At 51.8% G+C, this 21,671-nt stretch carries 18 protein-coding genes; 4 read left to right on the forward strand and 14 right to left on the reverse strand.

Annotation, left to right across the window (positions count from 1 at the left end; genetic code table 11):
* Positions 1-14 precede the first annotated feature (14 nt).
* Together carA and dapB are read right to left on the reverse strand one after the other, a co-directional pair.
* Positions 15-1,187: a glutamine-hydrolyzing carbamoyl-phosphate synthase small subunit gene (gene carA / locus BV494_RS13690; RefSeq protein ID WP_104923377.1), complete on the reverse strand. Its 1,173-nt coding sequence runs from the start codon at positions 1,185-1,187 to the stop codon at positions 15-17.
* Between the two features lie 477 nt (positions 1,188-1,664).
* Positions 1,665-2,486 (reverse strand): 4-hydroxy-tetrahydrodipicolinate reductase, encoded by an 822-nt coding sequence (gene dapB / locus BV494_RS13695; protein ID WP_104923378.1) that lies wholly within the window; start codon positions 2,484-2,486, stop codon positions 1,665-1,667.
* 687 nt (positions 2,487-3,173) lie between these two features.
* Here dapB and BV494_RS13700 point away from each other — a divergent pair.
* Entirely contained in the window at positions 3,174-4,319 is a 1,146-nt protein-coding gene (locus tag BV494_RS13700; RefSeq protein ID WP_104923379.1) for a porin, read from the forward strand.
* A 159-nt stretch (positions 4,320-4,478) separates the two neighbouring features.
* Positions 4,479-5,354 (forward strand): SMP-30/gluconolactonase/LRE family protein, encoded by an 876-nt coding sequence (locus BV494_RS13705; protein WP_104923380.1) that lies wholly within the window; start codon positions 4,479-4,481, stop codon positions 5,352-5,354.
* A gap of 68 nt (positions 5,355-5,422) precedes the next feature.
* On the opposite strand, the gene ispH is transcribed toward BV494_RS13705, so the two are convergent.
* From ispH to ribF, 5 genes are all read right to left on the reverse strand, one after another.
* Complete coding sequence (gene ispH, locus BV494_RS13710) at positions 5,423-6,376, reverse strand: 4-hydroxy-3-methylbut-2-enyl diphosphate reductase (RefSeq protein WP_104923381.1); 954 nt, start codon at positions 6,374-6,376, stop codon at positions 5,423-5,425.
* Positions 6,357-6,827 (reverse strand): FKBP-type peptidyl-prolyl cis-trans isomerase, encoded by a 471-nt coding sequence (gene fkpB, locus BV494_RS13715; protein ID WP_104924801.1) that lies wholly within the window; start codon positions 6,825-6,827, stop codon positions 6,357-6,359. The genes ispH and fkpB overlap by 20 nt, the downstream gene beginning before the upstream one ends.
* A 5-nt stretch (positions 6,828-6,832) precedes the next feature.
* Positions 6,833-7,339, reverse strand: coding sequence for a signal peptidase II (gene lspA / locus BV494_RS13720; RefSeq protein WP_104923382.1), 507 nt, complete (start codon positions 7,337-7,339; stop codon positions 6,833-6,835).
* Entirely contained in the window at positions 7,339-10,155 is a 2,817-nt protein-coding gene (gene ileS / locus BV494_RS13725; protein ID WP_104923383.1) for an isoleucine--tRNA ligase, read from the reverse strand. Before ileS ends, lspA begins: the two co-directional genes overlap by 1 nt.
* Positions 10,156-10,217: 62 nt before the next feature.
* Entirely contained in the window at positions 10,218-11,156 is a 939-nt protein-coding gene (gene ribF / locus BV494_RS13730; protein ID WP_104923384.1) for a bifunctional riboflavin kinase/FAD synthetase, read from the reverse strand.
* Between the two features lie 439 nt (positions 11,157-11,595).
* Between ribF and rpsT the strand changes: the two genes are divergently transcribed.
* Positions 11,596-11,859 (forward strand): 30S ribosomal protein S20, encoded by a 264-nt coding sequence (gene rpsT, locus BV494_RS13735; RefSeq protein ID WP_104923385.1) that lies wholly within the window; start codon positions 11,596-11,598, stop codon positions 11,857-11,859.
* Between the two features lie 74 nt (positions 11,860-11,933).
* On the opposite strand, the gene nhaR is transcribed toward rpsT, so the two are convergent.
* The 4 genes from nhaR to dnaK all read right to left on the reverse strand — a co-directional run bounded on the left by nhaR (position 11,934) and on the right by dnaK (position 17,439).
* Positions 11,934-12,821, reverse strand: coding sequence for a transcriptional activator NhaR (gene nhaR / locus BV494_RS13740; RefSeq protein ID WP_104923386.1), 888 nt, complete (start codon positions 12,819-12,821; stop codon positions 11,934-11,936).
* A gap of 66 nt (positions 12,822-12,887) precedes the next feature.
* Entirely contained in the window at positions 12,888-14,066 is a 1,179-nt protein-coding gene (gene nhaA / locus BV494_RS13745) for a Na+/H+ antiporter NhaA (RefSeq protein WP_104923387.1), read from the reverse strand.
* Positions 14,067-14,303: 237 nt separating this feature from the next.
* Complete coding sequence (gene dnaJ, locus BV494_RS13750) at positions 14,304-15,437, reverse strand: molecular chaperone DnaJ (protein ID WP_104923388.1); 1,134 nt, start codon at positions 15,435-15,437, stop codon at positions 14,304-14,306.
* Between the two features lie 100 nt (positions 15,438-15,537).
* On the reverse strand, positions 15,538-17,439 hold the full coding sequence (gene dnaK, locus BV494_RS13755; protein ID WP_104923389.1) for a molecular chaperone DnaK: 1,902 nt from the start codon (positions 17,437-17,439) through the stop codon (positions 15,538-15,540).
* Positions 17,440-17,757: 318 nt separating this feature from the next.
* Between dnaK and satP the strand changes: the two genes are divergently transcribed.
* Positions 17,758-18,357 (forward strand): acetate uptake transporter, encoded by a 600-nt coding sequence (gene satP / locus BV494_RS13760; protein ID WP_104923390.1) that lies wholly within the window; start codon positions 17,758-17,760, stop codon positions 18,355-18,357.
* Positions 18,358-18,427: 70 nt separating this feature from the next.
* Here satP and BV494_RS13765 read toward each other — a convergent pair whose 3' ends face one another.
* The 3 genes from BV494_RS13765 to tal all read right to left on the reverse strand — a co-directional run bounded on the left by BV494_RS13765 (position 18,428) and on the right by tal (position 21,546).
* The gene (locus BV494_RS13765) at positions 18,428-19,750 is read right to left on the reverse strand and encodes an MFS transporter (protein ID WP_104923391.1); all 1,323 of its coding nucleotides are present in this window, start codon (positions 19,748-19,750) and stop codon (positions 18,428-18,430) included.
* 129 nt (positions 19,751-19,879) lie between these two features.
* Positions 19,880-20,467, reverse strand: a complete 588-nt coding sequence (mog, locus tag BV494_RS13770; protein ID WP_104923392.1) for a molybdopterin adenylyltransferase — start codon at positions 20,465-20,467, stop codon at positions 19,880-19,882.
* A gap of 125 nt (positions 20,468-20,592) precedes the next feature.
* Positions 20,593-21,546, reverse strand: coding sequence for a transaldolase (tal, locus tag BV494_RS13775; RefSeq protein WP_104924802.1), 954 nt, complete (start codon positions 21,544-21,546; stop codon positions 20,593-20,595).
* Positions 21,547-21,671 lie beyond the last annotated feature (125 nt).

The raw sequence follows: 21,671 nt of genomic DNA on the forward strand, positions 1-21,671 counted from the left end.
TATTCGCTCCTGATTTATTTACTTATAAGAGTGGCGTTGTTGTGATGAGAAGCGCGGTAAGCGTTAATCAGTTCGATGAAATGGTCGAACAATGGCGCAGCGTCGTGCGGGCCCGGACTCGCTTCAGGGTGTCCCTGGAAGCTGAACGCCGCTTTATCGGTGCGGTGAATGCCCTGAACGGTGTGGTCAAACAGCGACTTGTGCGTCACCCGCAGGTTCGCAGGCAGATTGCTTTCATCGACCGCAAAGCCGTGGTTCTGCGCCGTAATCATCACCACGTTGTTATCGATATCTTTAACCGGGTGGTTACCGCCGTGGTGGCCGAGTTTCATTTTCAGCGTTTTCGCGCCGCTGGCCAGCGCCAGTAACTGATGGCCCAGGCAGATGCCGAACACCGGAATGTCGGTTTCGAGGAAAGTTTTAATTGCAGCGATAGCGTAATCGCAAGGCTCCGGGTCACCCGGACCGTTGGACAGGAAGATGCCGTCCGGGTTGAGTTTCAGCACATCGGCAGCCGGAGTTTGCGCCGGAACCACCGTCAGGCGGCAACCGCGATCCACCAGCATACGCAGGATGTTGCGTTTTGCGCCGTAGTCATAGGCCACAACGTGGAACGGTAATTCTTCATTTTTCTTCGCTTCAGGCAACTCACCTTCGAGCGTCCAGCTGCCTTGCTGCCAGCTGTAGGATTCCGCTGTGGTGACTTCTTTTGCCAGATCCATCCCTTTCAGCCCCGGGAATGCTTTGGCTTTTTGCAGCGCCAGCTGAGCATCCGGTGAATCGCCCGCGATGATGCAGCCATTTTGCGCACCTTTTTCACGAAGCAGACGGGTTAGTTTGCGGGTATCAATATCGGCGATGGCAACAATGTTATTGCGCTTGAGGTAATCAGAGAGGTTTTCTTCACTGCGGTAGTTGCTGGCGATCAGAGGCAAATCGCGAATGACCAGACCTTGAGCGTGTACTGCGGAGGATTCTTCATCAGCGGCATTGGTGCCGACATTACCGATATGGGGATAAGTGAGAGTGACAATTTGGCGGGAATAGGAAGGATCAGTGAGGATTTCTTGATAACCGGTCATCGACGTATTGAAGACCACTTCCCCCACTGCCGACCCTTCTGCCCCGATGGCCCGACCGTGGAATTGGGTTCCGTCTTCCAGAACCAATAGCGCTGACTTTATCAAAGCATCCTCCAAGAATAATAAATCACAATATTTGCATATTAATTCAGATAATGAGATCTAAATCAATGCAAAAATTGCTCCCAAAGCCAATTTTTGGCAAACGGCGGCATTTTAGAGAGGGCGATGGGGTTTGTCTACTAAAAGCACCAATATTTCTCTGTTTTATGCACAACTCAGCGAAAAGGCCTGCTTACCGCCATAAAAACATAGCTCAAGTCAGTATAGTAACCGTTTGCGGAAGAGGATGTCTGGAAAAGGGTGATGTAAACGAGATTATTACAAACCGGAGGAGTCGTACTGTTTAAAAAGCATACTACGCAAGAGTCATATAGACAGAAAACTGACATAAACAGCAATCAGTCAGGAAATCTCAACAAAAGCGGTCATTTTAGAATAAAAAAGAGAAGGGCAATCAAGGAACTGCCCTTTTATCAAAACATTATGACCAAAACAACCACATCACATCTAAATCAAATTCTATAAATCATCCAATCCAAGCACATCCCGCATGTCATAAAGACCACTTTTATGCGAAGAAAGCCATTTCGCCGCGCGAACTGCGCCATTTGCGAAGGTCATTCGGCTGGAAGCCTTATGCGTAATCTCTACGCGCTCACCGATATCAGCAAACATGGCGGTATGTTCACCCACAATGTCCCCGGCGCGAATGGTCGCAAAACCAATGCTTTTCGGATCACGCTCGCCGGTATGGCCTTCGCGGGCATACACGGCGCACTCTTTCAAATCACGGCCCAGCGCATCAGCAATTGCTTCGCCCATCGCCAGCGCAGTGCCAGAAGGCGCATCGACTTTGTGGCGATGATGCGCCTCCACAATTTCGATATCCGTATAATCGCCCATCACCTTCGCGGCTTTTTCCAGTAACTTGAGCACGACGTTCACGCCCACGCTAAAGTTAGCGGCAAAAACCACAGGAATACTCTCTGAAGCCTGTTTAATTGCGGCCTTACCGGCGTCATCGAAGCCTGTAGTACCAATAATCATGCCTTTATGGTGTTTCTGACAAAAAGCCAGGTGCGCCAGCGTGCCTTCCGGACGGGTGAAGTCGATCAGAATATCGAAGTCATTCGCCACCGCATCGAGGTCATCATTCACTCTGATGCCGGAAGTACCGGTGCCCGCCAGTTCGCCAGCATCGGCTCCGACCAGTGAAGATTCCGTGCGCTCCAGGGCTGCGCCCAATACCACGCCATCTGTATCAGAAACGGCCTGAATCAGCTGCCGGCCCATACGACCGCCCGCGCCAACGATAGCCATGCGAATATCAGCGTTACTCATAATTACTACTCTCTTCTTATAGTCGTTCTGCCGTGAAACAGAATCAGGTTATCGACCCTGCGATCCAGGAGCCAGAGAAATTGCCTCATAATTAGAAAATTATGATACAGGCCCGTTAACATCAGTAAAAGCCATCTGATTTCAGGTTACACAATCTGAATTTTTGTGTTAAACGGTTCGTAAAATCGGAACTGATTGAGAAAAAAGACCGTAAATCCCCTCACTCACACACTTCGCATAATCATTCACTTTCGTGCATAAAAGTCCGGCACCGGTTCAGCGCGCATTGCGTGACGCTTCTCAGCCACGATAAGAACTCAGCAAACGGCACCGGTATTACAACATTCATAAAGAGAGGAAATATAGCAAGACGCGAATAATCACCATTGTAACTCCGCGCTACGTAAGACAAATAAAAGAACAAACTCGCCATTTCTTAGATCTGAAACATTAATTTTTTATTATATGTGATGAAATAATATTGATAAAATCAATGATTGTGATAATAAATAGCCACCTAATTTTAACCTCCTAAATTTGATTTAGGCTCGTTAGAATAAGTAGCCTGGTTCCATGAGGCGCGTCTTCACCCTGACCAGACAGTTACCGGTAAGGGGAAATAATAAAAATACACCGCCAATTCACCTCCGGTTCTTTCGGATAAGTATATTGGCGCAGGGACTTAACATGAAATTCAAACTTAACAAAGTCACGCAAGTGGCGACTGCCGGCCTGCTGTTTGGTCTGGCTTCCTTTGCTTCACACGCAGAAATCACCCTGATTAAACAAGACCCGCAGCCAAACGATCCGCTGAGTCGTCTGCAATTCCAGGTTGGCGGGAGTATTCGTCCGCAGTTCCAGTTCCAGAACGGCGTGAAAAACTACAAAACCAACGGTTTTGATGGCGGTACACGCTTCCGTTTCTCCACTGACTATTATCTGTTTGATGACATCAGCTGGATTAACTATTACGAGCTGGGTGTGAATATTCCTGCGCTGACTGGCTGGGATAATCACCACGCTGCCGGGGCGCACAACACGACCCGTCGTATGCTGTACACCGGTCTGAAAAGCAAAACCTACGGTCAGCTGACTTTCGGCCAGCAGAACAGCGTTTATTATGATGTTGTTGGCGCGAAAACTGATATCTGGGACTACGACATGTGGGGTCAGGCTCCTGGCAACGGCGTTAACGGCGACTATGATGGTTCTTACCGTTCACGTAAGATGCTGAAATACAAAAATACCTTCGGCGATGCTGATGTCTATGCGTCTTACCTGTTCTCAGATAACGATTTACTGACCGGTAAAAACAGCCTGCGTTACAAACGTAATGGTGGCGGTTCTGTCGGTGTGGATTACCACATCACCAAAGAACTGACATGGGGTACTGCGTACAACTACACCGACGCAGAAATGAAAAACCCGAATAACAACACCTCCAAAGACTACAACCAGAGCATCGTCGGTACCGCTCTGAGCTGGAAACCAGGCAACTGGACAGCGTCCTTCGGCGGCGGTTATTACCATGACTTCCTGACCACTGGCCTGAAAACTGAAGATCACTTCTTCGCCGGTGATGCGTACGGTCTGGAATACTTCCTGGGCTATGCATTCCCAATCAACCAGTATGCGGTGAAAACCATTCAGCCATACTTCATGGGTGACCGTCTGACCTATGTCACTGGCCGAAACTATCAGCGTATCGATAACGGTCTGGGTGTGTCCTTCCAGCTCGATTACGGCTTCCGTGTTGATTACGAACATGTGTTCACGTCTTCTACCGATAACCTCGGTGATATGAACCTGATCCGTCTGAGATACGACTTCTAAGTCTGAATAATTGAACTTCAGGGGCCAGCTTTACGTCTTATTGACGGGCTGGCCCTTTCTTTTTACTTCATTGTTATTCCCTGCGGGCAAAGCCAGACTAGACTGATCACAGACAGTTTTTCGCTATATCCACTTTGCAGCCAGCAGGAGAGCTTTGCGATGTCAGCATTTTTCCGGTCCGACATAACTGCCATTGGCGACTATCGAGCCGAATTGGGTGAAACGCCCGTCTGGTGCCAGCGCACCCAGTCATTATTGTGGGTCGATATCCTGGCTCAGCGCGTATTACGTTACTGGCCTGCCTCAGGCCAGACAGAAATTCACGAACTCCCTTCCCCGACCAGCGCCGTATTGTTAACGCAAAGGCGTAACGTCTTTTTGCTGGTTTCTCAGGATGGCGTTCACCTCTACGATTACGGATCTCAAACCCGGCAAAAACTCTGCGATTATCCTGGCGCAGAAGGAACGCGTCCCAACGAAGCTGCTGTCGCGCCCGATGGCTCACTTTGGTTTGGCACAATGGATATAGAAGAAGAAAAGATGACCGGCGCGTGGTACCGCTTTGAGGCCGGGGCTGAAAAGCCTGAAATCATGCTCGATAACGTGGGGACGACCAATACGCTGGTCTGGTATGAAGGCAAAGTCTGGTTTGCAGACAGCCGGAAAAACCGCTTTTACTCCGCTAACGCCCGCCGTATAAATCCTTTGAAAATTTCCTGTTTCTCCTCCGGCGATAAAATCCCTGACGGCTCGGCGCTGACGCAAAACGGCTGGCTGATTACCGCCTGCTGGGGTTCAAAATGCCTGTTACGCCAGCAGATTAATCAGGGCGAACTGCTGACGCTGGACACCCTGCCGGTGCCCGTCACGCAGCCAAGCTGCTGCACCTTTGGCGGCCCGGATATGACCGAGATATTTATCACCTCGGCGCGTAAAAATCTGGATGCCCCGCACGCACTGGAAGGCGCGTTGCTGCACGCCCAAACGGCAACATTCGGCGCGCCACAGAACCTGTTCAAACTCGAAAACCCTTAACAGGGCGTCAGACGAAAGACGTAAAAAAACCGGCCACGTGAGCCGGTTTTTCATTTTTATGCTTTTCATCAGTCGATCTGACGCACATCCACACGCAGCTCTTTCGGCACTTCGAAGACAATATTTTCTTCACGCCCTTCGATGTTAATCACATCGAGGCAACCAAACGCTTTCAGCTTACTGATCACGTCCTGGACCAGAATATCCGGTGCAGAAGCGCCAGCCGTCACGCCAATGCTTTTGGCATCTTTCAGCCAGCTTTCCTGAATATCTGCCGCAGAGTCGATCAGATAAGAAGGAACGCCCACACGCTGAGCCAGTTCTGCCAGACGGTTGGAGTTGGAAGAGTTCTTTGATCCGACCACCAGAACGACATCCGCGCCATCAGCCAGCGTACGCACGGCTTCCTGACGGTTGGTTGTCGCATAGCAAATATCGTCTTTACGCGGCCCGATAATCTTCGGAAAACGCGCGCGCAGCGCATCAATCACCGCAGACGTATCATCAACGGAAAGCGTGGTTTGCGTCATAAAGCACAGGTTATTTTCGTCTTTCACCTGCAATTTATAGACATCTTCCGGTGCTTCAACCAGATACATTCCCCCTTTCGGGTTGCTGTACTGGCCCATTGTGCCTTCCACTTCCGGGTGTCCGGCGTGGCCAATCAGAATCGCTTCGGTGCCCTTACGGCTGGCACGCGCGACTTCCATATGCACTTTGGTCACGAGCGGACAGGTGGCGTCAAAGAGCATGGTCAGGTCGCGCGCTTTAGCTTCTGCACGAACCGCCTGAGAAACGCCGTGCGCGGAGAAAATCAGAATCGAGCCATCAGGCACTTCGCTGATTTGCTCAATAAAAATCGCCCCGCGCTGACGCAAACTGTCAACCACATAGCGGTTATGCACCACTTCATGACGAACGTAAATCGGCGCGCCGTAAATTTCCAGCGCGCGCTCTACGATGCTGATTGCACGGTCAACGCCCGCACAAAATCCTCGCGGATTAGCCAGCAATATCTGCATGTTTCTCCTCCCGTTGCGGGTCGATTTCCAGCACTTCAATATCAAAATCGATATGCTGGCCCGCCAGCGGATGGTTGAAATCTACAGTGATAGAATCTTCCGTCACCTCACGCACCACGCCCGGCATTTCGCTGCCGTCACGCCCGGAAAACAGCATAATCGTGCCGACATCCGGCACGCCTGTTTCCTGGAAATCACGGCGCGAAAAGAACTGAACCAGATCGGGGCTTTTGCCGCCGAACGCAGATTCAGGTGCAAGGGTAAATGCGTGCTTGTCGCCCACTGTCAGGCCTAACAGCTGATTCTCCAGCGCGTCAGACAAGCTGCCATCGCCAAGGCGAAACAGCGCGGGTTTGCCATTCGCGCGGGTTGATTCTGCCGTCGAACCGTCTTCCAGTTTCAACGTAAAATGCACCAGCACGGCGCTGTCATGTTTCACCTGTTGAGACATCATTCTTATCCTTTGCTCTTTTCCGCTTCTTTCGGTTTTGCCAGAAAACCTTCCAGCACGACCAGCGCTGCACCGACACAAATAAAGCTGTCAGCCAGATTGAACGTCGCGAAATGCCAGTTACCGACATAGAAATCGATAAAATCGACCACGAAACCGTGATACAGGCGGTCGAACAAATTACCTAATGCACCGCCGATAATCATCGCAAACGCGATGTTATTGAGTTTTTGCTTCGCGGTGCCGCGGTACATCATGACAACCAGCGCCACGACGATGGCCAGCGCAATCACAGCAAAAAACCAGCGCTGCCAGCCGCCTTTATCCGCGAGGAAGCTAAACGCTGCACCGTGGTTTTGCGCATAGAACAGGTTTAAATACGGGATCAGCGGCATGGATTCGCCAAGCTGGAAGTTCCCCATAATGAGGAACTTACTGCCCAGATCCACGATGATGACCACGACCGCCAGCCAGAGCCAGCGGAGTCCGGTGGAACAAATCGATTTACTCATTATGCAAACTTACGCTCTTCGCCGTCGCCGGCAATGTTAGTCACACAACGGCCACAAAGTTCGCTGTGCTCCGCGTTCTGGCCGACGTCAGTGGTGTAATGCCAGCAGCGCGGACACTTGTTGCCTTCTGCTTTTGCCAGACCAATTTTCAGGCCTTTGAGCAATTCACTTGGCTGGGCAGACTCGTCCGCTTCTGACAGCGCAGCAACTTTTGCGCCAGAAGTCAGCAGCACGAAGCGCAGTTCATTGCCCAGTGAGCGCAGATCGGTCGCCAGTGCGTCATCGGCGTACAGCGTGACCGCCGCTTCCAGAGAACCGCCCAGACGTTTATCGGCACGCGCCTGCTCAATCACTTTGTTCACTTCGCCACGAACTTTCAGCAGCTCATCCCAGAACGCATCGTTCATGGATTCGTTACCGGTGAGGCCAAACAGACCGTCAAACCATTCTTCGGTAAAGACGAATTTCTCACGCTGACCCGGCAATTCAGCCCAGATTTCATCTGCGGTGAAGGACATGATCGGTGCCATCCAGCGAACCAGAGCTTCGCTGATGTAGTACAGCGCGGTCTGGCAGCTGCGACGTGCAACGCTGTCGCTTTTGGCGGTGTACTGGCGATCTTTGATGATATCCAGATAGAAAGAACCCATCTCGATGGAACAGAACTGCATCAGACGCTGAACCACACCGTGGAAATCATAGGCTTCATACGCGGCAATGATCTCTTCTTGTGCAGCCTTCGCGCGGCCAACGGCCCAGCGGTCCAGAACCACCATGTCTTCCGGAGCGACGCTATGCAGCGCAGGATCGAAACCGTTAAGGTTCGCCAGCAGGAAGCGCGCTGTGTTACGGATACGGCGGTAAGAATCAGCGGCACGTTTGAGGATTTCGTCGGACACGGCGATTTCACCGGTGTAATCCGTTGACGCGACCCACAGACGCAGAATGTCGCCACCCAGCTTGTTCATCACATCCTGAGGCGCGATGGTGTTACCGATAGATTTGGACATTTTGCGGCCCTGACCGTCCACGGTGAAACCGTGCGTCAGAACTTGTTTGTAAGGCGCTTTGCCTTTCATTGCTGTCGAAATCATCAGTGAAGACATGAACCAACCGCGATGCTGGTCGGAGCCTTCCAGATACAGATCCGGAGAATGGCCGTTGAACTCAGGACGCACATCCACAACGGAGGAATGCGTAGAACCGGAGTCGAACCACACGTCCAGCGTATCGGGCACTTTGACGTAATCCGCCGCGTCCGCACCCAGAATATCTTCAGGGTTCAGATCCCACCACGCCTGAATGCCATCGGCCTCAACGCGTTTCGCGACTTCTTCCATCAGCTCAAGGCTGCGCGGATGCAGTTGCTCGGTGTCTTTGTGAACAAACAGAGACATCGGTACGCCCCAGGTGCGCTGACGGGAGATACACCAGTCAGGACGGTTAGCGACCATGTTTTCAATACGCGCCTGACCCCAGTCCGGGATCCACTGAACGCCTTTGATCTCTTCCAGTGACTGCTTACGCAGGCCTTTCTGATCCATGCTGATGAACCATTGTGGCGTGGCGCGGAAGATGATTGGCGTTTTGTGACGCCAGCAGCACGGGTAGCTGTGCGTGATTTTCTCAACGTGCAGCAATGCACCTTTTTCACGCAGCAACTCGACGATCAAATCATTGGCTTTAAAGACGAACTTGCCGTCCAGCGTCGGGTAAGTGCCCGGCAGATAGCAACCGTTCGGGCCAACCGGGTTAGCCACTTCCAAACCGTATTTCTGGCCGATAACAAAGTCATCAGGACCGTGGCCCGGCGCGGTATGCACAGCACCGGTACCGGCATCGAGTGTCACGTGTTCGCCCAGAATCGCCGGAACGTCGAAGTCCAGGAACGGGTGTTTGAAGCGCAGCAATTCAAGATCTGCACCTTTACATTCGCCCAGCACGGTCCATTCTGCGATACCAGCGCGTTTCATGACGCTTTCAACCAGATCGGTTGCCAGAATCAGACACTGACCTTCGACCTGAACCAGCTGATAAGAGAATTCAGGATTCAGGGAAATAGCGCGGTTTGCGGGCATGGTCCACGGCGTGGTGGTCCAGATAACCAGAGAAATCGGGCCATTAAAGGAAGCCGCACCGAATTTGGCTGCCACGGCCGCTGCGTCAGTGGCGTTAAAGGTTACGTCGATAGACGGAGACGCTTTGTCGTAATACTCAACTTCCGCTTCAGCCAGTGAAGAGCCGCAATCGGTACACCAGTGAACAGGTTTTGCACCTTTATGCAGGTGACCGTTACCGATGATTTTGCTCAGCGCACGGATGATGTTGGCTTCAGTTTTGAAGTCCATGGTCAGGTACGGGTGATCCCAGTCGCCCAATACGCCCAGACGGATGAAGTCTTTCTTCTGGCCTTCAACCTGCTCTGCGGCATATTTACGGCACGCTTCACGGAACTCAGCCGCCGTCACTTTCTCACCAGGCTTGCCGATCAGTTGTTCGACTTTCAGCTCAATTGGCAGACCATGACAGTCCCAGCCCGGAACATACGGCGCATCGAAGCCCGCAAGCCCTTTGGACTTGATAATCATGTCTTTGAGAATTTTGTTTACTGAGTGACCAATATGAATGCTGCCGTTCGCATACGGAGGGCCGTCATGCAAAATAAAGGTTTTTTTGCCTTTCTTGGCAGCACGAATAATCCCGTACAGATCCTGGTCATACCAATTTTTCAGCATGTCAGGTTCACGCTTGGCCAGATCGCCACGCATCGGGAACCCTGTTTCCGGCAAATTCAGGGTGTTCTTGTAGTCACTCATAGATTCTCGGTTCCGTTTTTCGGCTGGATTCCAGGCTTTGTTACACGCCTGTCAGTACATGTTTAGCGTGGTGTCTTTAACCCAAAAAATTCCCGGGCCGTCACCTCATCGTTCGCAATTTGTTGCTTCAAAGCATCAAGCGAGGAAAAACGCTGTTCGTTGCGCAATTTTGCGCGAAGCACCACGTCAATGTGGCGCCCGTATAAATCTAATGTGGTGTCGAGAAGGTGCACTTCCAACTGCTTGCGCACACCACCGACCGTCGGGCGTATACCAATATTGGCGACGCCCGGCAAAGGCTCAGGCCCGAGGCCTAAAACGTCCACGGCATAAACACCGCGCACGGGTGAAACCACGCGTTTCAACGGCACGTTGGCCGTCGGGAAACCGATGGTACGCCCCAGTTTATCGCCGTGAACAACGCGACCTGAAATACTGAACGGATGGCCCAGTAAATTCGCGGCCAGCGCCAGATCGTCGTCGCGCAGCGCATCGCGGATCGCGGTGCTGCTGATACGATTGCCGCCTTCACGAAAGGTTTCCGTGCTGATCACTTCAAAGCCATATTCTTTACCGGCTTTCTGTAACAGCTCAAAATCCCCCAGACGACGCGCGCCGAAGCGGAAATCATCTCCGACAGTCAGGAATCTGACGCCCAGTTTCTCGACCAGCAGTGTAGAGATAAATTCCTGTGCAATATGCGCAGCGAACCGGGGTTCGAAACGTACGCATAACAGATAATCTACTCCGCACTCGGCCAGATACTTGGCTTTGTCACGCAAGCTGGTCAGGCGCGCAGGTGCTTTATCACCGGCGAACAGCTCCAGCGGCTGTGGCTCAAAAATCATTACCATCACTGGCAGGCCCAGACGTTGACCTTCCAGCTTAAGCTGTTTGATCAGGGCCTGATGCCCCCGGTGTACACCATCAAAATTGCCAATAGTCAGCACACATCCATGATGACGTGCTCGAATATTGTGTATTCCGCGAATTAGCTCCATAGCTGGCTCAAATCCAATGCTGACTCATAACGATGGAAATCGGCGGATTATACCTTGTACAGCCTCCAAGGTTAACCAGCGATTCACCGGATCACACCATTCTCCCTTGCATACCACAGATATTGCGGTTCAAATGGATGTGTGGCGATGAAAATCTTTCTTTGCATACAGGGAATGCGTGACTTTTCGCATAAACAAGGCGTTAATGGCCGCAGTGGGCAGTTTGTACACTCTCCTGTCGATTTTTCTCGCGAAAGACTGTATTCCGATGCCGGAAGCTGTTAAAATCCTGCGCCATCACAACGTAACAAGTGACGATTAAAGTTTACGCTTAAAACCGCCGCTTATTTGCACAAATCCGTTGACAAAAGAAGACCGAAAAGGCATATTCCTCGGCCTTTGAATTGTTCATCAATAGAAAAATATTTGGGAGTTGGCCTTGGCTAATATCAAATCAGCTAAGAAACGCGCCGTACAGTCAGAAAAACGCCGTAAGCACAACGCGAGCCGTCGTTCAATGATGCGTACCTTTATCAAAAAGGTACACGCGGCTATCGCAGCAGGCGACAAAACTGCTGCACAAAATGCATTTAACGAAATGCAACCAATTGTGGACCGTCAGTCTTGCAAAGGCCTGATCCACAAAAACAAAGCAGCGCGTCATAAGTCAAACCTGACTGCGCAAATCAACGCAATGCAATAATCGCATTACGCTGAAATGCTTTGATAAAAAAACCGGCCCTGGCCGGTTTTTTTATATCTGAAATTTGAGTCGGCTCAAGTAAACAATGCCGAAAAGTCGGTGTGACAAATCCGCTGTACCGAAGGATGTTGGATCATTCTTTCAGCAAAAATCACGTAATACTCTTCCATGATCCCCTCTACCCGCCCAACCTCTTCAATTTTCTCATCCTGAAATTCCGTCGAAGAGTAGATGGCCGGTGCGACAAAAATGGCATCGTTGTTCATGCCGAATGCTTTCATCAGCGCCGCGTCATCGAATTCCCCGAGGATATTGACGTTCAGCCCCTGCGTCGTAAACCAGTTCAGCAATTTACGCCCCAGCATCGAACGGCGGCCTGGAATAAGCAGTGGACGCTGTTCAAGACAGGCCGGGAAATCTACGCCATCCAGAGGTTTGCAGCAGAAGAAGCTGATCGGGCTTTCCCCCAATTTGACTGAAAACAGCCCTTCCTGCTGGGTGGAATCCACCGGACAGTCGGAGAGAATCATATCCAGCTTATGCAAACTCAGCTGTTCGAGCAGCATTTCGTGCGTCGATTCAAAACAGCGTAAATGAATTTGCGCATTTTCAGGTACGGCGGCTTCCAGCACACGGCTGACCAGACGCTTGGACAAAGCATCCGCAACGCCCACATCAAACAGCAGGCTCGACTCTTTGCGGTAATTCACGATATCCAGCATTTCCTGGCTCAGTGTGAACATTTTGTCCGCATATCGATAGACCAGCTGGCCCAACTCCGAAGGCACGAGACCGCGCCCCTGCCGCTTAAAGAGTTTTCCGCCGAGCCTTTCTTCCAATGATTTGATCTGGCCGGTGATCGTCTGCGGGGTCAGATACAGCGCCTCGGCAGCTCCCACAACAGAACCTGATTTACACACGTGCCAAAAATAATACAAATGGTTGTAATTAATATGAGGCATGTTTTCATCCTTTTCTGAAGCACGAGATTGCTATCAGGTTGCGCGACCCAGCGCACAACCTGCCGATCAATGTTTAACAACTTTATTTGGCAAAGCACGGCTCAGCAGCACATATCCCAACAGCGCCGAAGCCACAGAACCCATCAGGATGCCCATTTTTGCGTAGGTCAGCAGCGCCGGATCCCGAAGGGCGAAGGCCAGTGAACCAATGAAAATCGACATGGTGAAGCCAATACCGCACAGCACAGAAACCGCTGAAATCTGGCCGAATGAAATCCCAGACGGCAAACGGGTGATACCCAATTTAAGCGCCACACTGCTGAACAACATGATGCCCAGCGGTTTACCCAGTAACAGCCCTGCCGCAATCCCCATTGGCAACAGGGAAAATGCGCCGGAAGCCGAAACGCCCTGCAAGGAAATCCCCGCATTTGCAAAAGCAAAGATTGGCAAAATAAACCACGCAACGTACGGATGAATTCCGTGCTCCAGGCGGCGTGCCGGAGAAGCCTTGTTATCTTTGGTATTCAGCGGGATCAGGAAGCCAAGGATCACGCCTGCTAACGTCGCATGAACGCCTGATTTCAGAACGCACACCCAGAAAATCGCGCCAATCAGCAGGTAAGGCGTCAGTTTAGTGACCCCGCGCCAGTTCAGGCAGGCCAGTGCCGCAATACAAACTGCCGATAACCCCAGCGCCATCATCGAAATATCGTGGCTGTAGAACAACGCGATAATCACAATGGCACCCAGATCATCAATGATGGCCAGCGCCAGCAGGAAAACTTTCAGTCCGGTTGGAACTCGTGAGCCCAACAGCGCCATCACGCCCAGTGCAAAAGCGATATCCGTTGCAGCCGGGATTGCCCAACCCTGCCGCGCAATTTCGTCATTACCGTTGAACAGCAGATAAATCAGCGCCGGAACGATCATGCCGCCCAGCGCGGCGATGGCCGGAAACAGCGCCTGCTCGCGATTAGCCAGTGCGCCTTCACACATTTCACGCTTTACTTCCAGGCCAATCATCAGGAAAAACACCGCCATCAGGCCATCGTTAATCCACAGTAAAAGCGGCTTATCTATCAGCAATTCAGAAAAGCGCAGCGTGACCGGAATGTCTAAAAACGCCTGATAGGCACCCTGCAACGGGCTGTTGGCCATAACCAGTGCCACGATGGCCGCAATGATGAGCACAATTCCGCCCGCAGCTTCCATACGCAAAAAACGACGAATTAAATTCGGCATTCTGACTCTCCTGTTAATTAAGCGTGGCTGAAAACGGGACGCCACAATGGGATACGCGAATTGTACGCAGTGATTCACTTCGTAAAAACTCGTTTATTTCTGGAGTATACCTCGGTTTTTGCGAATTATTTATTCGGCGCTTTCACCGTTTTTCTTAAAAAATCCCATAAAAAAATCCCCGGCGCGAATTGCTGCCGGGGATTTGTCTGGACTACCGTTCCTGTTTGCAGGAACCGGTTAGCGTGTCAAATCATCAAAAAACTTTTTCACGCCGTCCAGAAAGCTTTTAGAGCGCGGGCTGTTTTTTTCACCCGAGACGCCACCAAAGCTTTCTTCCAGATCACGCAGCAATTGCTTTTGCTTTTCGCTCAGGCTCACTGGTGTCTCAACCACAACGCGGCACATTAAGTCGCCCTGTGCGCCGCCACGAACGGATTTCACACCGCGTCCGCGCATACGGAACATTTTGCCTGTTTGCGTTTCGGCTGGGATCTTGAGGTTTACGCGACCATCAAGCGTAGGAACCTCAATTTCGCCGCCGAGCGCTGCCATCGCAAAGTTGATTGGCACTTCGCAGTACAGGTTGTTGCCTTCACGCTCAAAGATTTTGTGCGCTTTAACCTGAACCTGAACATACAGATCGCCTGACGGTGCGCCGTGCTCGCCCGCTTCGCCTTCACCTTCCAGACGGATACGGTCGCCGGTATCTACACCCGCAGGGATTTTCACGGACAGCGTTTTCGAACGTTCAACGCGGCCATGACCGTGACATTTGTTGCACGGATCTTTGATAACTTTACCGCGCCCCTGACAGGTCGGACACGCCTGTTGCACAGTAAAGAAGCCCTGACGCATCTGCACCTGGCCCGCACCGTGACAGGTCGGACAGGTGGATGGTGAGCTGCCCGCTTTCGCGCCGCTGCCGTGGCAAACGTCACATTCATCCAGTGTCGGGATGCGGATTTCTTTGGTGACACCACGAACGGCCTCTTCCAGAGTCAGATCCATGTTGTAACGCAGATCTGAACCCCGGCTGGCACGCTGACGGCGGCCGCCGCCAAAGATGTCGCCAAAGACGTCACCAAAGATGTCGCTGAAATCTGCACCGCCGCCGCCGTAACCACCTCCACCGCCCATGCCGCCCTGTTCAAAGGCTGCATGACCGTACTGGTCGTAGGCCGCACGCTTTTGCGCATCGGTCAGAATTTCATAAGCTTCTTTAATTTCTTTAAATTTGCTTTCAGATTCTTTGTCGCCCTGATTACGGTCAGGGTGATGCTTCATTGCCAGGCGCTTGTAGGCCTTTTTGATTTCGCGCTCATCGGCCGTTTTAGAAACGCCCAACAGCTCGTAATAATCTTGCTTCGCCATGCTTTTTCCTGCCCTCAACATGCGTGCACGGGCGTAGAGTTTCCTCGACGCCCGTGCTGGTTTTCAGTAATGAACTCTTACTGTGCCCGCTAAAGGGCGATTATTTCTTGTCTTTCACTTCTTCGAATTCAGCATCAACAACGTCGTCATCTTTCTTCGCGCTGTTGTCGCCGCCTTCGGCCTGGCCTTGCTGCTGAGCCATTTCCATCAGTTTGCCTGAAACCTGAACCAGCGCCTGGATTTTCGCTTCGATATCAGCCTTGTCTTCACCTTTAGCAGAAACTTCCAGTGCTTTCAGGGCTTCTTCTACAGCAGTTTTGTCGTCAGCTGGCAGTTTGTCGCCGGCTTCGTCCAGTTGCTTACGGGTTCCGTGGATCAGGTGGTCCGCCTGGTTGCGGGTCTGAACCAGTTCTTCAAACTTACGGTCAGCTTCAGCGTTCGCTTCAGCGTCGTTGACCATTTTCTGGATCTCTTCTTCCGTCAGACCAGAAGATGCCTTGATGGTGATCTTCTGTTCACGGCCGGTCGTCTTGTCTTTCGCAGACACATGCAGGATACCGTCGGCGTCAAGGTCGAAGGTGACTTCGATCTGTGCCTGACCGCGCGGTGCTGCCTGAATACCGTCCAGGTTGAACTGACCCAGAGATTTGTTATCACTTGAACGCTTACGCTCACCCTGCAACACATGGATGGTCACTGCAGACTGGTTGTCTTCCGCAGTAGAGAACACCTGGCTGTGTTTTGTCGGGATAGTGGTGTTCTTGGTGATGAGCGGAGTCATCACGCTGCCCATGGTTTCGATACCCAGAGACAACGGCGTTACGTCCAACAGCAGAACGTCTTTAACATCACCTGCCAACACACCACCCTGAACTGCTGCACCGATTGCCACAGCTTCGTCCGGGTTCACGTCTTTACGTGGTTCTTTACCAAAGAATTCAGCCACTTTCTTCTGAACCATTGGCATACGCGTCTGACCACCGACCAGGATCACGTCCTGAACGTCAGAGACAGACAGACCTGCGTCTTTCAGAGCCACTTTCAGTGGTTCGATACAACGGTTAACCAGGTCTTCCACCAAAGATTCCAGTTTTGCACGGGTCACTTTGATGTTCATGTGTTTTGGACCGGTTGCATCCGCAGTGATATACGGCAGATTCACGTCAGTCTGCTGAGCAGAAGACAGTTCAATCTTCGCTTTTTCAGCCGCTTCTTTCAGACGTTGCATCGCCAGCGGATCGTTACGCAGATCCATACCTTGTTCTTTCTTGAACTCTTCAACCAGGTAGTTGATCAGACGGCTGTCGAAGTCTTCACCACCGAGGTGAGTATCACCGTTGGTTGCCAGAACTTCGAAGGTTTTTTCGCCATCAACTTCATCAATTTCGATAATAGAGATATCGAAAGTACCACCACCCAGGTCGTATACCGCGATAGTGCGGTTACCGATTTCGCGATCCAGGCCGTAAGCCAGTGCCGCTGCGGTAGGTTCGTTAATAATACGTTTAACTTCCAGACCTGCGATACGGCCGGCGTCTTTCGTTGCCTGACGCTGTGCATCGTTGAAGTATGCAGGTACGGTGATAACAGCTTCAGTCACTGGCTCACCCAGATAATCTTCAGCGGTTTTCTTCATTTTCTTCAACACTTCAGCAGAGATCTGCGGAGGTGCAATTTTCTGACCTTTAATGTCGATCCAGGCGTCGCCGTTGTCGGAGCCTACGATCTGGTAAGGCATGATGCCTTTATCGCGTTGTACTTCTTCATCCTGGAAGCGACGGCCAATCAGGCGCTTGATCGCAAACAAGGTGTTCTGCGGGTTGGTCACTGCCTGACGTTTAGCCGGAGAACCTACCAGAGTCTCGCCATCTGCCGCATAAGCGATGATGGAAGGAGTGGTGCGGTCGCCTTCAGCATTCTCCAGTACACGAGCAGTCGTGCCATCCATGATAGCTACACAAGAGTTGGTGGTGCCCAGGTCGATCCCAATAATTTTACCCATCTAAAACGTCTCCACTTAAATTCATATTCGTTCAGGTTGCTACTGTATATGAGGACGATCTTTTCGATTTCAACAGCCCCATATTACGGTTTTACCGACGGTAACAACTGCGGTTGAGGATAAGATGGGGCCATGACGCTCAGCATCAAGGGGCAAAGTGAAAAAAAATCTTCAATTGCTGTTACGCCAGATCAATGTTTACTGACGCAACCCTCCTTATGATGCCGCGCGCTTCCAAAGATATGCGGCTTTTTTACCCATTTCCAAGCGTTTCTTCCCCCGATTATCAATTAATAATAATTCTGATACAGAGGATCTATGCAGACCAAAACGTTGGCAAATCCAGGCCCGCTCGGGTTAATGGGATTTGGTATGACTACTATCTTATTGAATTTACACAACGCAGGCTTTTTCCCGCTGACCGCAGTCATTGTCAGTATGGGTATTTTTTATGGTGGTCTGATTCAAATTCTTGCAGGGATGATGGAATTTAAAAAAGGGAATACCTTCGGCACCACGGCGTTCACCTCCTACGGTGCGTTCTGGCTGAGCCTGGTCGGTATTCTGATGCTGCCGCGCATGGGCATGGCGGATGCCAGCAGCGAAAGTTTCCTGGGCGCTTATCTGGGCATCTGGGGCGTTTTCACTCTCTTCATGTTTTTTGGCACGTTGAAAGCAAACCGTGGTTTACAGGTCGTTTTCGGCAGCCTGACCATTTTGTTTGCCCTGCTGTGTTTCGGCAACATGACCGGCAATACGGCAGTTCTGCATTTTGCAGGTTTTGAAGGCATCTTCTGCGGTGCCAGCGCGATTTATCTGGCGATGGCCGAAGTGCTCAACGAGCAGTATGGCCGTACCGTTTTGCCGATTGGCGAACCGAAAAGCCACGCGCGTGATGTGAATGCTGTAACAGCGTAACGCGCAGCGTTTGAGACGAAAAAGCCCCGTTAATCATCCGGGGCTTTTTTTTGATGTAAGAAACTGAAACTTACTGGCCAGAAGCGGCGCGTTCTGCAAATTTAGCATCACGGGCAGTTTCGCTGTTCAGATCACGGCTCAGATAGATGCCGGTCAGTAAACCAATCACCGACAATGCCAGTACGTAATAAGCCGGAGCCATAGGCGTCAGGCGCATAATGAGCGTCACAAACACCGGCGTCAGCCCACCGAAAATGGCGTAGGCCACATTGTAAGAGAATGAAATCCCCGTAAACCGCACTTCCGCCGGGAACGCCCGCACCATGACATACGGCACCGCGCCAACGATCCCCACGCTTAAGCCCGCCAGCGCGTACATCCCCATCAGCACAGACGGGTCAGCCGCCACCATGTGATAGAAAGACCAGCTGCAAATACCGAGGAACAGGCTGCCGATAATGAACGTTTTACTCGCACCCAGACGATCCACAACGCTGCCCGAAATAATGCAGCCGAACATCAGTGCAACGGTAGCGAGGCAGTTTGCCTGCAACGCCGCTGCCGCCGGAATGCCAAACTGTTTTTGCAGCCACGTCGGCGTCATCAGAATGACGACTACGATCCCCGCGGACAGCAACCAGGTCATCAGCATCGACACCACGATTTCTTTTTTATGATTCGCGACAACGGCTTTGAGCGGCAATTCTTCTGCCAGCGCCTTGTGCGCTTTCATCTCGATAAAGACCGGCGTTTCCTGCAACCAGCGGCGCAGATACATGGCGATTAAACCGAAGACCCCGCCGATGAAGAACGGGATGCGCCAGCCGTACTGGCTGATGGTGGCAGGCGTCATGCTGGTGTTCAGTAAAGTTGCCACCAGAGAACCCAGCAGGATCCCCATCGTCAGGCCAGCAGTCAGCGTTCCGCAGGCAAAACCTATACGGTTACGGGGAACGTGTTCTGCTACAAAAACCCAGGCTCCCGGTACTTCACCGCCAATCGCTGCGCCCTGCAAAATACGCATCAGCAACAGTAATAACGGCGCAGCAATGCCAATCGAGGCATAGGTCGGCAACAGCCCCATCGCCAGCGTCGGTAACGCCATCAGCAATATACTCAGGCTGAACATACGCTTGCGGCCAACCAGATCTCCAAAGTGCGCCATGATGATGCCGCCCAGCGGACGCGCCAGATAACCGGCGGCAAAAATGCCGAAGGTCTGCACCTGACGCAGCCAGTCGGGCATATCAGCCGGGAAGAAGAGATCGCCAATGACGGCAGCAAAGAAGACGAAAATAATGAAATCGTAGAATTCGAGCGCGCCGCCCAGCGCAGCCAGGGAAAGCGTTTTGAAGTCTTGCCGGTCCAGCCGGCGCGATTGTGCGTGTTGCATAAGAGTCCGTGTGACACCAGAGTGAAAATGGAAACGGTTTTTGCCGCTTTCTGTAAAGTAATTATTACTATAGCGGCAAATATTTTTCACACCAGAGCGCCTGAATCTTATTTCAAAAACAAAGCGTATTCAGTTTTTTGTGTCGCGACGGGCACTTTTTGGACGAAAAGCTGCTACCACGTGGTCGTGCGTTTCGATATACGGCCCGTCCAGCAACTGGATGCAGTAAGGCACGCTGGCGAAAATACCGGAGACGATCACTTTGCCCTCCGCATCTTTCAGCCCTTCCAGGGTTTCCTGAATGGATTTGGGTTGTCCCGGCAGGTTGAGGATCAGCGCCTGTTTGCGGATCACGCCGACCTGACGCGATAAAATTGCCGTCGGGACAAAGTGCAGGCTGATCTGACGCATCTGTTCACCAAAGCCCGGCATCTCACGATCGGCGATGGCCAGCGTGGCGTCCGGTGTCACATCGCGGCGCGCCGGGCCGGTTCCGCCGGTGGTCAGCACAAGATGACAGCCGCTCTCATCGACCAGCTCGCTGATCGCCTGTTCAATCAGAGGCTGTTCATCCGGAATAAGCCGGGTTTCCAGCTTGAAGGGCGTGATGAGCGCTTTTTCCAGCCATTCTTCCAGCGCCGGAATACCTTTGTCCTGATACACCCCACCCGACGCACGGTCTGACACCGATACCAGACCAATTCGCAAATTATCCATGCCATTTCTCCGTGACAAAATATGCTCTCAATAATTCTTATTATATCGATAACGGTGCAGAGGTTTTATCGCAGACACAAAAAAAGCGGCTGATTTGCCGCTTTTTGTCGAAAACTGAGTGCTGATTACAGCAGGTCAGAAATCATTTTTTCCAGTTTGCCCTGATCGATTGCAAACTTACGGATGCCATCTGCCAGTTTGTCGATCGCCATTGGATCCTGATTGTGGTCCCAGTAGAACTGAGCTTCGGTCAGTGGCGCAGGACGTGGCCTGGTTTCGCCAGAGAAGGACAGTTTGCGTTCCAGCGGACCTTCGCTTTCTGCCAGCTCTTTCAGCAGTGCAGGTGCGATGGTCAGACGGTCACAGCCAGCCAGTTCAATGATTTCGCCGATGTTACGGAAGCTTGCGCCCATCACGACAGTTTCGTAGCCGTGTTGTTTGTAGTATTCGTAGATTTCGGTCACGGACACAACGCCCGGATCTTCATGCGGTGCGAACTCTTTTTTGTCGCCATTGGCTTTGTACCAGTCGAGGATACGGCCAACGAAGGGAGAAATCAGGAATACACCCGCTTCTGCACATGCACGCGCCTGAGCGAAGGAGAACAGCAGCGTCAGGTTACAGTTGATGCCTTCTTTTTCCAGTTTTTCCGCTGCGCGGATACCCTGCCAGGTAGACGCCAGTTTGATCAGGATACGGTCGTTGCTGATGCCCGCATCGTTGTACAGCTTGATCAGGTGTTTCGCTTTCGCCACGCTCGCATCAGTGTCGTAAGAAAGACGCGCGTCAACTTCAGTCGAAATACGGCCCGGAACCAGTTTCAGGATTTCCAGACCGATGTTAACAGCCAGTTTGTCAGCGGCATCAGTGATCTGCTGATCGTGATCGCTGCTCTGGTCACGTGCCCAGGCGATGGCTTCGTCGATCAGTTTACGGTATTCAGGAATTTGCGCAGCGCTGAGGATCAGTGACGGGTTAGTGGTCGCATCCTGCGGCTGGTACAACTTCATTGCCGCGATGTCTCCGGTGTCAGCAACAACCTGAGTCATTTGGCGTAGGGAAGTCAGTTTATCGGTCATTTTGGCATATCTCATCGTTTGGACGTTTTCGTATAGGCATTTTCATGCCTTGCCTTTGGCTGATGATAACATGCAAAAAGCCATGCGCAAGGCGCTTATCGCGGCATGCTCGGCTACGAACATCT

It is taken from the genome of Rahnella sikkimica (assembly GCF_002951615.1).
Lineage (GTDB): Bacteria > Pseudomonadota > Gammaproteobacteria > Enterobacterales > Enterobacteriaceae > Rahnella > Rahnella sikkimica.